Genomic DNA, 13,501 nt, shown 5'->3' with positions numbered 1-13,501 from the left:
GACGTCCCGGCGGAGTTGCTGCGTGACCGGACGGTCAGCCGCAGGTCAGCCCTGCACCGTCCAGCGCGGGAACGCGCCGCGGCCGGCGTAGCGCGCGGCGTCGTCCAGCGCCTCCTCGATGCGCAGGAGCTGGTTGTACTTGTTGATGCGCTCGCCGCGGGCGGGCGCACCGGTCTTGATCTGGCCGGCGTTCGTCGCGACGGACAGGTCGGCGATCGTCGTGTCCTCGGTCTCGCCCGAGCGGTGCGACACCATCGCGGTGAAGCCGTTGCGCTGCGCGAGCTCGACGGCGTCGAGCGTCTCGGTGAGCGTGCCGATCTGGTTGAGCTTGACCAGGAGCGAGTTCGCCGCCTTGAGCTCGATGCCCTTGGCGAGGCGCTCCGGGTTGGTGACGAACAGGTCGTCGCCGACGATCTGCACCTTGTCGCCCACCTCGGCCACGAGCTGCGACCAGGCGCCCCACTCGTCCTCGGACAGCGGGTCCTCGATGGAGACCAGCGGGTAGTCGCGCACGAGCTGCTCGTAGTACGCGATGATGTCGTCCGAGCTCGTCGCCTTGCCCTCGAACTGGTAGGCGCCGTCCTTGAAGAACTCGGTCGCGGCGACGTCGAGCGCCAGGCCCACGTCCTTGCCGGGGACGAACCCGGCCTGCTCGATCGCGACGAGGATCAGGTCGAGCGCGTCGCGGTTGCTCGGCAGGTTCGGCGCGAAGCCGCCCTCGTCGCCGAGGCCCGTCGCGAGGCCCTTGCCCTTGAGCACGGACTTCAGGGAGTGGTAGACCTCGGCGCCGGTGCGCAGCGCCTCGCGGAACGAGGACGCGCCGATCGGGGCGACCATGAACTCCTGGATGTCGACGTTCGAGTCCGCGTGCGACCCGCCGTTGAGGATGTTCATCATCGGCACGGGCAGGACGTGCGCGTTCGGGCCGCCGACGTAGCGGTACAGGTCGAGGCCCGCGCTCTTCGCGGCGGCCTTCGCGACGGCGAGCGAGACGCCGAGGATCGCGTTCGCGCCGAGCTTGCCCTTGTTCGGGGTGCCGTCCAGGTCGATGAGGGCGGCGTCGATGAGGCGCTGGTCCTCGGCCTCGAAGCCGATGAGCTCCGGGGCGATGTCGTCGATCACGGCGTTGACCGCGCCCTCGACGCCCTTGCCCAGGTAGCGGGACTTGTCGCCGTCACGACGCTCGACGGCCTCGAACGCACCGGTCGACGCGCCCGACGGCACTCCGGCGCGGGCGAACGTCCCGTCGTCCAGGACGACCTCGACCTCGACGGTCGGGTTTCCGCGGGAGTCGAGGATCTCGCGCGCTCCAACGGCTTCGATGCTGGCCACAGGTGCTCCTTCGGGGCAGGGCTGCGGGCGCATCGAATGGGGTGTGGCCGACCCGGGCAGGGAAACCCGGGACGCCGCGTGCGCGCCCGCGACGGTGGTGGGTTTACGACCACAGCCTAGTGCCCGGATGTGACCTGCGCCGCTGCGTCCGCTCCGTGGGCCACGGGCCGGGGACCTGCGCGTCGACGATCGGGACGAACGTCCCGGTCAGGCCGGCTCCCCCGCGGGCCGCGCCTCCGCCGCGACGATCCGCGCCTCGACGCGCCGCAGCTCGCCGCGCAGCGCCGCCTCGGCGTCCAGCCCGTCCGCCTCGGCGCGCGCCACGAGGGCGAGGAGCTCGCGCCCCAGCCGCTCGTCCGCCGACGCGCCCTCGCCGTCCCCGACGACCTCGCCCGGGGCGCCGCCCGACGGCGTCGCGAGCGCCTCCCCGACGACGTCCCCGAGGCCGCCGCGACCGGCCCGGGAGAGGACCTTCTGCGCGCGGGCGAGCGCGCCCTGGGTGTGCGAGATCCCCTCGAGCACGGACGAGCGCTGCTTCTCGGCCTTCTTGATCGCGTCCCACTGCTGGTGCAGGTCGGTCACGTCGGCGTCGGCGAACACGTGGGGATGGCGTCGCACGAGCTTCGCCGCGAGGTCGGCCGCGACGTCGTCGACCGTGAACGGGTCCGGCTCCTCGCTCGCGATGCGGGCATGGAAGAGGACCTGGAGCAGCAGGTCGCCGAGCTCCTCGCGCATCCCCGCGCGGTCGCCGGTCTCGATGGCGTCGGCCAGCTCGTGCGCCTCCTCAAGCAGGTAGCGCACGAGCGACTCGTGCGTCTGCTCGCGGTCCCAGGGGCACCCGCCCGGGGAGTAGAGCCGGTCCATGACGCCGACGACGTCGCTCAGCGGGTCGGTCGCGGGGTCGTGCGCGGGCGCGGGATGAGGGGCCGAGGGCTCGGGTGCGGTCACCGGTTCATCGTAGGTTCGGCGAAGCCGGTGATCCCCGTCCGTCGCCCCCCGCTCGACCCTGCGGTCGTGGCCCGCCCGGACGTCCGGACGGGCCACGACCACCCGCTCGGCGCGTCAGCAGGTGCGTGCCTCCACGGCGACGTCGCGCGTCGAGGTGACCCGGCCGCCGTCGAGCACGGCCGAGACCGTGGCCGTACCGGCCGGGACCGACGTCGCGCGGACCGCGAACGACTGGTATGCGTTCGCGCCCGGTGCCACGGCGGTGAACGTCCGCGACCCGTACGGGGTCGTGAGCGTCACGTCGACGGGCACGTCCTCGCGGTTCGTCGCCCGGACGGCCACGTAGGCCTTGCCCGCGAGGCAGCGCGCCGACGCCTCGACGTCGAGCGCGACCTCGGGCGCGGCGTCCGCGCCGACGAGCCGTGCGACGCCCCAGCGGGCCGTCGACTGGTAGCCCGCACCGGACGGGTCCGCCCAGTTGCGGATCGCCGTGCGGGCGCCGTCCGACGCGTCGTTGACCTGGAGGTCGAGCCCGTGGAAGGTCCCCTCGCCGCCCTGGTCGGAGAGGTCGACCGCGAGCTCGACGACGTACCCGTCGGCCGTGCGCGTCGTCGCGCTCGTGACGCGCGCCCGCTGCGCCGCCTCGTCGCCCGTGCCGAACGACACGGCGTTCTCGGCACTCACGCGGATCTGGGTGTCCAGGTCCCGGTAGGCGCCGTTCTTGGCGTTGCCCGCGTCGACGTAGACCTCGACGGAGTCCTGCACCCACGGGTCGGAGCCGCTCACGTCCACCACGGGGTCGGCGACCTCGGCGAGCACGTAGAGCGTCCGGTCGCGCCACAGGGTGCGGACGGTCGCGACCGCGCCGCCGCTCCCCTGGACCTCCTTCGCGGTCGTCACGGGAGCACCCGCCTCCGCCCACACGGCGTCGACCTCGCCGTCGACCGCGGGCGCGGCCGACGCGTGCGCGACCTCGAGGTACGACAGCTCCTCGAGCAGGCGCAGCGTGCCCGTCGCGCCGGGCGTGTTCCACGCGGAGATCGCGCCGCCGTCGGTCCCCGCGTCCGTGACGCGCACGTCGAGCGCGAGCGTGTCGCCCGCGGTGGCGGCGTCGAGCGGGAGGTGCGCGACGACGTCGTACCCGCCCGCACGCTCGGTCACCTCCGCGGAGACCCCCGCGCTCGTCGTCCCGTCACGGCCGACGGCGTGCTCCGTGCCGTCGAGCGCGAACGTCACGGCGTCGGCGGCATCGTCGGTCGCGTCGTCAACGCTCGCGAACGCCGTGAGGTGGTCGGGCGACCAGCGGAGCTGGAACCCGACCTCTCCCCCGGCGCCCCCACCCGGCGCGGCGAACGTGTGCAGCGGGAGCCGCTGCCAGTCGGGGGACGCCGTGGCGTCGCCGTCGAGCGGGACGTCGCCGGCGAACACGTCGGCCGTGCGCAGGCGGGCCGGGAGCTCGCCGTCGACCACGCCGTGGTACGCGGGCTTGGCCTTGAGCGCGTCGTCGAAGACGAGCGGAGCGCCGCTGTCGACGCGCCAGCTCCGGCCGTCGGTGAGGCCCCACACGGTGACGGAGTACAGGTCGTCGGCGTGCGCCCGGAACACGCGGAACGCGTCGCGGTAGTAGTACCCCTGCTCGACGAGCGACGCCTGGGTGACCGGGGTCCCGGTCGTGACGTCGAGCTCGGTGACGGCCTGCGTCACGGGCAGGTCGGCGAACCGCTCGATCGCGCCGTCGAGCGCGGAGACCGGCATCGCGAGGCTCACGTGGAACTGGTGCCCCACGCCGTCGACGGGCACCCCGCGCGCGAGGAGCCGCTCGACGAGCGCGTGGTACCGGTCCTGCTTGCCGCCCTGCTCGGTGTTGTAGTCGTTGATGAACAGCGCGACCGGCCGCTCCCCGCGCTCCGTCGCCGCCGGGTCGGCGTAGACGTCGTTGAACGCCTCGTCGGCGTACGCGAACGCGAGGTCGAGGTACTCCTCGCCGAGGATCCGGAACCACTCCGAGCGGCGCAGGCCGTCGGGGTTCTCCGCGCCGTCCGACACGACCTCGTTCACCACGTCGAACGCCGTGAGCGGGTTGTCGCCGCCGAACGGGCCGTAGGCGTCCGCGAGCGCCTGCGCGACGGAGAAGACGTGCGTCCGCAGGCGGTCGCGCAGGACCTGACGGTCCGCCTCCGACGTCGTCAGGGGCGCGCCGTCGGCGCCCTCGAAGAACCAGGCCGGCGTCTGCGAGTGCCACACGAGCACGTGGCCGTAGACCCGCAGGTCGTGCGCGGCCGCGTAGTCCATGAGCGCGGTCGCCTCGGGGTGCGTCCGGAACGTGCGGTCCTCGTCGTACCAGGCCTCGGGCTTCATGTGGTTCTCGGCCGTGACCTGGTCGAAGTGCCGCAGCAGCAGCTCGGACGCCGCGCCGGACGTCTCCCGGCTGTCGATCGCGACGCCGACCGGCACGTCGACGGTCTCCTTGATGCCCGTGAGGTCCTCGACCGCGGGCGGCGGCGGCACGCGCAGCACGACGTCGTCGACGAGCAGGTCGCTCGTGTTGTCGCCGTTGTAGTCCGTCTCCAGGTAGAGCAGCGCCTCGTCCGCGGCGGCGCCGGGGAACGTCGCGGTGATCTGCGTCCACCCCGTGCTCGTGATCCCCGCGAGCTGGGCGAGGGTCGAGTACGACGTCGCCCCGTCGACCGTGCGCGCGATGCTGAGCCACACGTCGTCCGCGGGCTGGCCCTCGGCGAAGCGCACCCACGCGCTGAGCTCGTACGTCGTGCCGACGGCGAGCAGCCCGGTCACGTCGTGCCCGATGCCGTCGCCCTGACCGTCGCGGCCGGAGACGACCGCGGCCTGCGCGCCGCCGTGCGCCACGTCCGTGAGGTCGAGCGACGGCGTCGTCGCGTCGCCCGCGCGCGGCACCCAGCCGCCGAGGCCGTCCTCGAAGCCGGTCTCCAGCAGCACCTCGCCCCCGCGCGGCGGCGTGCCGACGGGGAACGTGAACTCCCAGCCTGCCGCGAGCCGCTCGGCGACGACCGTCTCGACCGCCGCGAGCGTGCCCGCGCGGTCGCCGCCGCCGTCGTGCGCGAGCACGACCTCGCCGGGCCTCATCGCGGCGCGCAGGTTCGCGGTGAGCGTCTCGACGTCCTGGGTCTCCCAGTCGGAGATCGTGTTGACGACGGCGAGCGGCTGCATGCCGAGCGCGACGGCGACCTCGGGGGTCGCGCCCCACGAGCCGTTCGGCGCGCGGAAGAACGGGACCGGGTACTCGGGGTCGCCCAGCGCGTCGCGCAGGATGCCGAGGTTCTCGACAAGGTCGGCGCGCACCTGGTCGGCCGACCACGCGCCCATGTCGGCGTAGCCCGTCGAGTGGTTGCACAGCACGTGCCCCTCGTCGACGATGCGGCGCAGGAGCTCGGCGCCGCCCGGCGCCTGGACGTTCTGGCCGATGACGCAGAACACCGCGTGCAGGTCGTGCTCGGCGAGGAAGTCCAGGAGCGCGGGCGTCGTGCCGGGGTTCGGGCCGTCGTCGAACGTCAGGGCCGCGACGTCGCCTGTCCCCTCCGCGAGACGCACGGGCGTCGGGACGGGGTTCACCGCTCCCCCGGGCACGACGTCGCCGGGGTCGGTCGCGACGGTCGCCACGCGGACGTCGTCGAGCAGGAACGACGGGTGCGCGCCGGCGACCGGCGCGGCCTCGACGTAGAGCGACGCCGACGTGAGGCCGGCGGGCAGGGTGTACGTCCCGCCGATCTCCACCCAGCCGTCGGCCGTCGTCGCGACGGCCCCGCCGACCCACGTGTACGCCGTCCCCGACGCGCCCGTCTCCTGCACCGTGAAGTGGACCCCGGAGGAACCCGTCGTGCCCGCGGGGAGCTTGACCCACGCCTCGACCTCGTACGCGACGCCGGGCTGGAGCAGCGCGAGCGCGTCGGTCGCGACGCCGTGCCAGTCCGCCGTCCGACCCGTCACCGCGAGGCTCGACGACCCGCCGTGCGCCTCGGCGTCGGTCAGGGCGACGGTGACGGGACCGCGCGCTGTCCACGGCGCCGTCCCCGGCGATTCGAAATCGTTCTCCAGAACGATATCGATATCGTTATCGACTTGGGCAGGCGTCTGCACATCCGTCCCTACTGCCGCGCTCGCTCCCCCTCCCGCCACGAGGGTGGCGAGCACCCCCGCCACGGCGGTCCTCCACGTGCGTCTCATCGTCGTCGCTCCCTTGCGATCGGCTGCGCGGGGCGCATCGCGCCCCCGGGCGCACCGGCGCGCCCGGCCACACCCTAGGGGCACCCGCCCGGTTCGAACAATGGTTGAACTATTTCCCGCCATTCCTCCGACCATGCCGACCGGCACCTGAGGTGAGCTCTGGTGAATCGCAGCTCCATCTCGACCGGCCGACCACGGCTCTACCTCGGCCGACCACGGTTCTACCTCGGCGGTGGGCGAGAGCCGGCAGCAGATCATCACCACCACGGCAGAAGGCCCCGCCCCGGTCTGAGTGAGACCGGGGCGGGGCCGGGAGTGCGAGGTCACGACCTCCAGGTGTCCGACAGCGTCACCGAGCCGTCCGGGCCGACCGTCGCGCTGCGGTTGCCGCCGCTCTCCCAGACGACGTTCCCCCCGCCGTCGCGCTTGACGTACTTGTACTGGAACGTCGTTCCGGCCGGGAGGTCGAGGGTCGCGGTCCAGACGGGGTACCCGGCGGCCGAGAGCGCGACGCCGTTCGCGGGCGCCCAGGACCCCAGCGCGGGGATGCTCCCCACGACGAAGACGCTCTGCCCCCACGCGGTCGTCGCCGTCACGGCGAACGACGCGTCACCCTGGCCCTCAACGGGACCGGGCCCCTCGCCGCCGTCCTCGCACGGGTCGCCGGCCGTGACCGTCCCGTCCGAGACCGCGACGGCGGCACCGCTCAGGGCATAGTCCTTGCCGCCGTTGTTGTCCCAGGAGCCCGAGCCGTTCGTGAACGCCGCCGTGACGGTCGCGGCGGCGCCGGTCGCGCCGGTCGGCAGGGCGATCTCCTTCGCGACCCAGCCGGTGCAGGCCGCGGTCATCGCGACGCCGGGCACCGCGGTCCAGGCACCCGTGCCGACGCGGTAGTGGACGTGGTACGCGTTCCAGCCCTTGTCGGTCGCGTAGTAGACGGTCGTCGTGCCGCTCGGGTCGACGGGACCAGGGCCACCGGTGCCGCCGTCGTCCACGGCGCCGACGTGCAGCGCCAGCGCCCCGTACGCCGGGACCGTCGCCGTGAAGGTGCCGGCGCCGGAGACGGTGACCGTCTTCGCGCAGTCCTTCGACGCGACGACGTCGCAGTACGTGCCCGCAGGGAGCGACGTCTGGTAGGTGCGCGTGACGGCGTTCGCGGAGTTGTTGATCGTCACGTACCCCTTGCTGCCGCGGCCGTACGCGACGTGGTTGTTCCCGTCGTCCCACCAGTTCGTCACCGCGGTCCCGGCGACCGCGTTGTGGAAGCCGACCATGCCCGCGATCTCGGTCCAGCGCTGCGTGCAGACCCAGGCGCTGCTCGAGCAGCTCGCGTCGGGGACGGACGTCGCGGACGCGCCGGGGGCGCCGGCGTCCTTGTTGTCCCACGTGTAGCCGGAGTAGACGCTGGGCGCGCCGTAGGGCCACGAGAGCATGAACGCGTTGGCGAGCCGGTACTTGGCGCCCCACTTGTAGTTCATGGTCTCGCCGTTGCGCTCGGTGTCGTGGTTGTCGACGAAGACGCCCGCGCGGTCCGAGGGGAGCTTGTTGTCGCCGATGGTGCGCAGGTCCTTGATCTGGCCGTCGAACCGGGACTTGAGCTCGCGCGCGTAGAAGAACTCGTGCGAGTCGCCGGAGCCGAGGTACTCCGAGGGCTGGATCGGCTCGCCGCTCGCGCCGATGACCTCGTGCACCCAGAAGACGTTCGGGTTCGTGAGCCGCGCCTTGATCGCCGCGAGGTCCGCGGCCGGGATGTGCTTCGCGGCGTCGATGCGGAACCCGGCGACGCCGAGGGAGAGCAGGTCGTTGAGGTAGCCGGCGATCTTGCCGCGCACGTAGTCGGAGCCCGTCCGCAGGTCCTGGAGCGAGACGAGGCGGCAGTTCTGGACGTTGTACCGGTCGCCGTAGTTGCTGATGTTCGACCGGCAGTCGTTGAAGTCGTTCGCGCCGTACGGGACGCCGGGGAAGCTGTCCACCGAGTAGCTCGTCCCGCCCGTGCCGGTCCCGGAGCCGGTGTCGGCGCCCGCGGTGTGGTTGACGACCGCGTCGACGACGACGCCGACGCCCGCCGCCCGGCACGTGCTCACCATGTGCTGGAACTCGGCGCGGGTGCCGAGCTTGGACTCGAGCTTGTAGCTGACGGGCTGGTAGGAGGTCCACCAGGCCGTGCCCTGGATGTGCTCCTGCGGCGGCGAGACCTGGACGTAGCCGAACCCGGCGGGGCCGATGGTGCTGGTGCACTCGGCGGCCACGGCGTCCCACGTCCACTGGAAGAGGTTGAGGATCACGTCGCCCCGGCCGTTCGGGGAGTCGACGACGGGCGTCGGCACGGGCGGTGCCGCCGCGGCGGGCGCGGGGACCGGCACCGTGGCGGCGAGCGCCGCCCCGAGCGCGAGGGCGGCCGACGTCGCGGCCGCGAAGAGACGCCGCAGGCGACCGTCCCGGCGGCTCGTGCGCCGGGACGTTCGCCGGGGACCGTGACCGGCGACGGACGTCGGGGTGGGTGCCGGCGGACCGGCGGGGTCGGTGGTGCGCGTCATTGCTGCTCCTTCGAGGTGCTGCGGCCGACGGCACGCTCGGCATCGAGCGCGGGAGGGCCACGCGGTGCTGACCTGCGCCCCGGGGTGTCGGGCGCGCGTCCGGGACTCAGCGGCGTTGCAGAGAGTTTCCGGATGTTGCAGCAACCTTACAGAGCACGGTGCGCACTGTCACGACCCGTGACGCACTCGTTCGCCGCGAGCCCGCCGCTCGTGCACCACCGACCACTGCCGGCCCGCGGGCCGTGCACCGTGGGCCTGGACGGCATAGCGTCGAGCGGTACGCACCACGAGAGGAGACGACGACATGGGGACCAAGCGCCGCTGGAAGGACCTGACCAAGGGTCAGAAGATCGCCGTCGGGGTCGTGGGCGCGGCACAGGTCACGCTCACGGCCGCGGCGTACCGCGACCTGCTGCGCCGCCCGGCCGAGCAGGTCAACGGCACCAAGCTCGCGTGGGGCCTCGCGCTGCTCGTCAACTGGGTCGGCCCGATCGCCTACTTCCTCGACGGTCGCAAGAGCTGACGCGTCAGCGGGCGGCCGCCGACGTCCCGACGGTCGCCGCCGCGCTCACCTCGCCGAGGATCACGGCGTCGATGAGCTGGCGCGCCCAGGTGAGCACCTCGGCACCGCGCAGCGGCCGTCCGCCGATGCGCGCCGTCGTCGGGTACGGCACGAGGAACGCGCGGATCGCGGGCTTGAGGAGCGTGCCCGGGTACAGGCGCTTGAGCCGGAGCTGCGCGGACTCGGCGAGGTCGACCGGCGCGAACCGGATGAACTTGCCCTGCGCCGTGACGTCCGTGAGGCCCGCGCGGCGCGCGTGGTTGCGGAAGTCCGCGACGTCGAACAGCGCGGACGCCACGTCCGGCAGCGCGCCGTACCGGTCGACGAGCTCCGCCCGCACCTCGGCGAGCTCGGGCGCGTCCGTGGCGGCGGCGATCTTCTTGTACGCCTCGAGCCGCAGCCGCTCGGTCGCGATGTACGACTCGGGCAGGTGCGCGTCGACCGGCAGCTCGATGGAGACCTCGGGCTGCTCCTCGGGGCCGTCGCCCCGGTAGTTCGCGACGGCCTCCCCCACCATCCGCACGTAGAGGTCGAACCCCACGCCCGCGATGTGCCCGGACTGCTCGCCCCCGAGCAGGTTGCCCGCGCCGCGGATCTCGAGGTCCTTCATCGCGACCTGCATGCCGGCGCCGAGGTCGGTGTGCGCGGCGATGGTCGCGAGGCGGTCGTGCGCCGTCTCGGTGAGGGGCCGCTCCGGCGGGTAGAGGAAGTACGCGTACGCGCGCTCCCGGCCACGGCCCACGCGGCCCCGGAGCTGGTGGAGCTGGGACAGACCGAGCATGTCCGCGCGCTCGAGGATGAGCGTGTTCGCGTTGGAGATGTCCAGGCCGGTCTCGATGATCGTCGTGCAGACGAGGACGTCGAGCTCCTTCTCCCAGAACGCCCGGATCACCTGGTCGAGCTGGTGCTCGTTCATCTTGCCGTGGGCCACGCCCACGCGTGCCTCGGGCACCAGCTCGCGCAGCTTCGTCGCCGTGCGCTCGATCGTCTCGACCTTGTTGTGCACGTAGAACACCTGGCCCTCGCGCAGCAGCTCGCGGCGCAGCGCGGCCGCGATCTGCTTCTCCTCGTAGGCGCCCACGTAGGTGAGGACGGGGTGGCGCTCCTCGGGCGGCGTCGCGAGCGTCGACATCTCACGGATGCCGGTGACCGCCATCTCGAGCGTGCGCGGGATCGGGGTCGCGGACATGGCGAGCACGTCCACGTTGGTGCGCAGCTGCTTGAGCGTCTCCTTGTGCTCGACGCCGAACCGCTGCTCCTCGTCGATGATGACGAGGCCGAGGTCCTTGAACCGGACGCTGCCCGTGATGAGCCGGTGAGTGCCGATGACGACGTCGACGGTGCCCTTGCGCAGCCCGTCCACGACCTCCTCGGACTCCTTGGGGGTCTGGAAGCGCGAGAGCGCCTTCACCGTGACGGGGAAGCCCGCGTACCGCTCGGAGAACGTCTCGAGGTGCTGCTGGACGAGGAGCGTCGTCGGCACGAGGACCGCGACCTGCTTGCCGTCCTGGACGGCCTTGAACGCCGCGCGGATCGCGATCTCCGTCTTGCCGTAGCCGACGTCGCCGCACACGAGCCGGTCCATGGGGACCGTCTTCTCCATGTCCGCCTTGACCTCGTCGATCGTCGCGAGCTGGTCCGGCGTCTCGACGTACGCGAACGCGTCCTCGAGCTCGCGCTGCCACGGCGTGTCGGCGCCGAACGCGTGCCCCTGCGTCGCCATGCGCGCCGAGTACAGGCGGATGAGCTCGCCCGCGATCTCCTTGACGTGCTTACGCGCCCGGGTCTTGGTCTTCGCCCAGTCCGCGCCGCCCATCTTGTTGAGGCTCGGCGACTCGCCGCCCGTGTACTTGGTGACCTGGTCGAGCTGGTCCATGGGCACGAACAACCGGTCGCCGGGCTGGCCGCGCTTGCTGCTGGCGTACTCGATGACGAGGTACTCGCGCGTCGCGGCGTTGCCGCCCGTGCCGAGCGTGCGCTGCACGAGCTCGACGAACCGGCCCACGCCGTGCTGCTCGTGCACGACGAAGTCGCCTGCCTTGAGCTGGAGCGGGTCGACGACGTTGCGCCGCCGGCTCGGCATCTTGCGCATGTCGCGCGTGCTCGTCCCCGCACGGCCCGTGAGGTCGGCCTCGGAGAAGACGGCGAGGCGCAGCCCCGGCGCGACGAAGCCCTTGCCGACCATGGCGGGGGTGACGAGGACGATGCCGCCCTCGGGCTCGTCGTCGAGGCGCGGCACGAGGCGCGCGGGCGTGTCGACCGCGCCGAGCTGCTCGACCATGCGCTTGGCCGGGCCGTGGCCCTCGGTCGTGAGCACGAGGCGCCAGCCCGCGTGCTGGAGCCCGCGCACGTCGTCGAGAGCGCGCGAGACGTCGCCGCGGTAGGACTCGACGTCACGCGCGCCGATCGTGAAGGTCGGGACGCCGTCCGCGCTCTCGCCCACGTGCGCGGCCGTCGTGCCCGACGACCTGCCCGCGCCGCCTGCGTCCCGCGCACCGGCGTCGGTGGCCGCGTCCGCCGGCAGGTCGAGGTCCGGGTTGTCGAGCGCGAACGACGAGAGCGTCCACCAGCCCAGGCCACGGCGCTGGGCGACCGCGCGCACCTCCGCGAAGGTCTCGAACGACGCCGCCGAGAGGTCGAGGGGCGACGTCCCGCCCGCCACCGCGCCCGTCCACGCCGCCGCGAGGAACTCCTCCGTCGTCGCGACGAGGTCGTGCGCGCGACGCCGGACGCGCTCGGCGTCGTCCAGCACGAGGAGCGCGTCGTCGGGGACGAGCTCGAGCACCGGGACCATGCGGTCCACGAGGACCGGCGCGAGCGACTCCATGCCCTCGACCGCGACACCCGCGGCGAGCTTGTCGAGCATCTCGACCGCGCCCGGCAGCTGCTCGACGAGCGCCGCCGCGCGCGCCCGCACGGACTCGGTGAGCAGGATCTCGCGGCACGGCGGCGCCCACAGCCCGTGCTCCGCGATCTCGAGGCTGCGCTGGTCCGCGACCGCGAACCAGCGGATCTCCGACACCTCGTCGCCCCAGAACTCCACGCGCAGCGGGTGGTCCTCGGTGGGCGGGAACACGTCGAGGATGCCGCCGCGCACCGCGAACTCGCCGCGGCGCTCGACCATGTCCACGCGCGTGTACGCGGCCGCGACGAGCCGCTCCGCGACGTCGGTCAGGTCCGCCGTCGACCCGGCGTGCAGCTCGACCGGCTCGAGCTCGCCCAGCCCGTCCACGACCGGCTGGAGGAGCGCGCGCACCGGCATGACGAGCACGCGGACGGGACCCGACGGCCCGACCTCCGGGTCCGGGTGCGCGAGGCGGCGGAACACGGCGATGCGCTTGGCGACCGTGTCAGCGCGCGGGCTCAGCCGCTCGTGCGGCAGCGTCTCCCAGCTCGGCAGCACCGCGACCACGTCGGCCAGCTCGTCCGGCAGGTACGCCCGGACGCTCGCCGCGAGCTCGTCCGCGTCGCGCCCGGTCGCCGTCACGACCACGAGCGGGCGCGCGCCCGGCGCCCACGCCGTCGCCGCTCCGCCGGGCGCGGGTTCGTCCGCGGGACCCGTCGCGCGCGCACCCGCCATCGCCGCGAGCAGCGGCGGACGCGCGCCTGCCGGGCCGACCACGTCCGCCTCGCCGCGGGCACGCACGTGCTCGACCGCCGCCGTCGCGGCCGGGTCGGCGAGCAGCGCGGGCAGGATGCCGGTGAGGTTCATGCGGTGGGGGTCCCTCCGAGACGGTGGTCGAGAGCGTCGGCGCCCCGCACGAGGCGCGGGGCTCGGGTCGAGGACTGAGCGGCAGGCACGACGAGGCAGCACGAACGGCCCGGGAGAGACGTCGTGGGTGACGCGTCCGGGCTGTCGGCACCAAGGCCGTCACACAGACTACGCCGGACCGCTGACGGTCGGCCCTCGGTGTCGTGCCGG

Annotated in this window: 6 protein-coding genes; 1 reads left to right on the top strand and 5 read right to left on the bottom strand. The window is 73.4% G+C overall.

Annotated features, from left to right (window positions below; all coding sequences use genetic code 11):
• Positions 1 to 45: 45 nt before the first annotated feature.
• The 4 genes from eno to A0J59_RS03570 all read right to left on the bottom strand — a co-directional run bounded on the left by eno (position 46) and on the right by A0J59_RS03570 (position 9,017).
• On the bottom strand, positions 46 to 1,332 hold the full coding sequence (eno, locus tag A0J59_RS03585; protein ID WP_047234129.1) for a phosphopyruvate hydratase: 1,287 nt from the start codon (positions 1,330 to 1,332) through the stop codon (positions 46 to 48).
• A 207-nt stretch (positions 1,333 to 1,539) separates the two neighbouring features.
• Positions 1,540 to 2,280, bottom strand: coding sequence for a MazG family protein (locus A0J59_RS03580; RefSeq protein ID WP_231581914.1), 741 nt, complete (start codon positions 2,278 to 2,280; stop codon positions 1,540 to 1,542).
• A 114-nt stretch (positions 2,281 to 2,394) separates the two neighbouring features.
• Positions 2,395 to 6,480 (bottom strand): endo-1,4-beta-xylanase, encoded by a 4,086-nt coding sequence (locus tag A0J59_RS03575; protein ID WP_082141446.1) that lies wholly within the window; start codon positions 6,478 to 6,480, stop codon positions 2,395 to 2,397.
• A 323-nt stretch (positions 6,481 to 6,803) separates the two neighbouring features.
• The gene (locus A0J59_RS03570) at positions 6,804 to 9,017 is read right to left on the bottom strand and encodes a carbohydrate-binding module family 20 domain-containing protein (RefSeq protein WP_082918711.1); all 2,214 of its coding nucleotides are present in this window, start codon (positions 9,015 to 9,017) and stop codon (positions 6,804 to 6,806) included.
• Between the two features lie 304 nt (positions 9,018 to 9,321).
• On the opposite strand from A0J59_RS03570, the gene A0J59_RS03565 reads away from it, so the two are divergent.
• Positions 9,322 to 9,540, top strand: coding sequence for a PLD nuclease N-terminal domain-containing protein (locus A0J59_RS03565; RefSeq protein ID WP_047234128.1), 219 nt, complete (start codon positions 9,322 to 9,324; stop codon positions 9,538 to 9,540).
• Positions 9,541 to 9,544: 4 nt separating this feature from the next.
• On the opposite strand, the gene mfd is transcribed toward A0J59_RS03565, so the two are convergent.
• The gene (mfd, locus tag A0J59_RS03560) at positions 9,545 to 13,291 is read right to left on the bottom strand and encodes a transcription-repair coupling factor (RefSeq protein WP_064315248.1); all 3,747 of its coding nucleotides are present in this window, start codon (positions 13,289 to 13,291) and stop codon (positions 9,545 to 9,547) included.
• Positions 13,292 to 13,501 lie beyond the last annotated feature (210 nt).

Source organism: Cellulosimicrobium sp. I38E (genome assembly GCF_001647255.1).
In the GTDB taxonomy this organism is placed as follows: domain Bacteria; phylum Actinomycetota; class Actinomycetes; order Actinomycetales; family Cellulomonadaceae; genus Cellulosimicrobium; species Cellulosimicrobium cellulans_E.
Note: the sequence above shows the minus strand (reverse complement) of the source record. Positions and strands in the feature narration are given on the sequence as shown.

Excerpts from the sequence above, each read along its gene's own strand:
- A0J59_RS03575 (WP_082141446.1), bottom strand. The coding sequence starts at position 6,480 with ATGAGACGCACGTGGAGGACCGCCGTGGCGGGGGTGCTCGCCACCCTC.
- A0J59_RS03570 (WP_082918711.1), bottom strand. The coding sequence starts at position 9,017 with ATGACGCGCACCACCGACCCCGCCGGTCCGCCGGCACCCACCCCGACG.
- mfd (WP_064315248.1), bottom strand. The coding sequence starts at position 13,291 with ATGAACCTCACCGGCATCCTGCCCGCGCTGCTCGCCGACCCGGCCGCG.
- A0J59_RS03565 (WP_047234128.1), top strand. The coding sequence starts at position 9,322 with ATGGGGACCAAGCGCCGCTGGAAGGACCTGACCAAGGGTCAGAAGATC.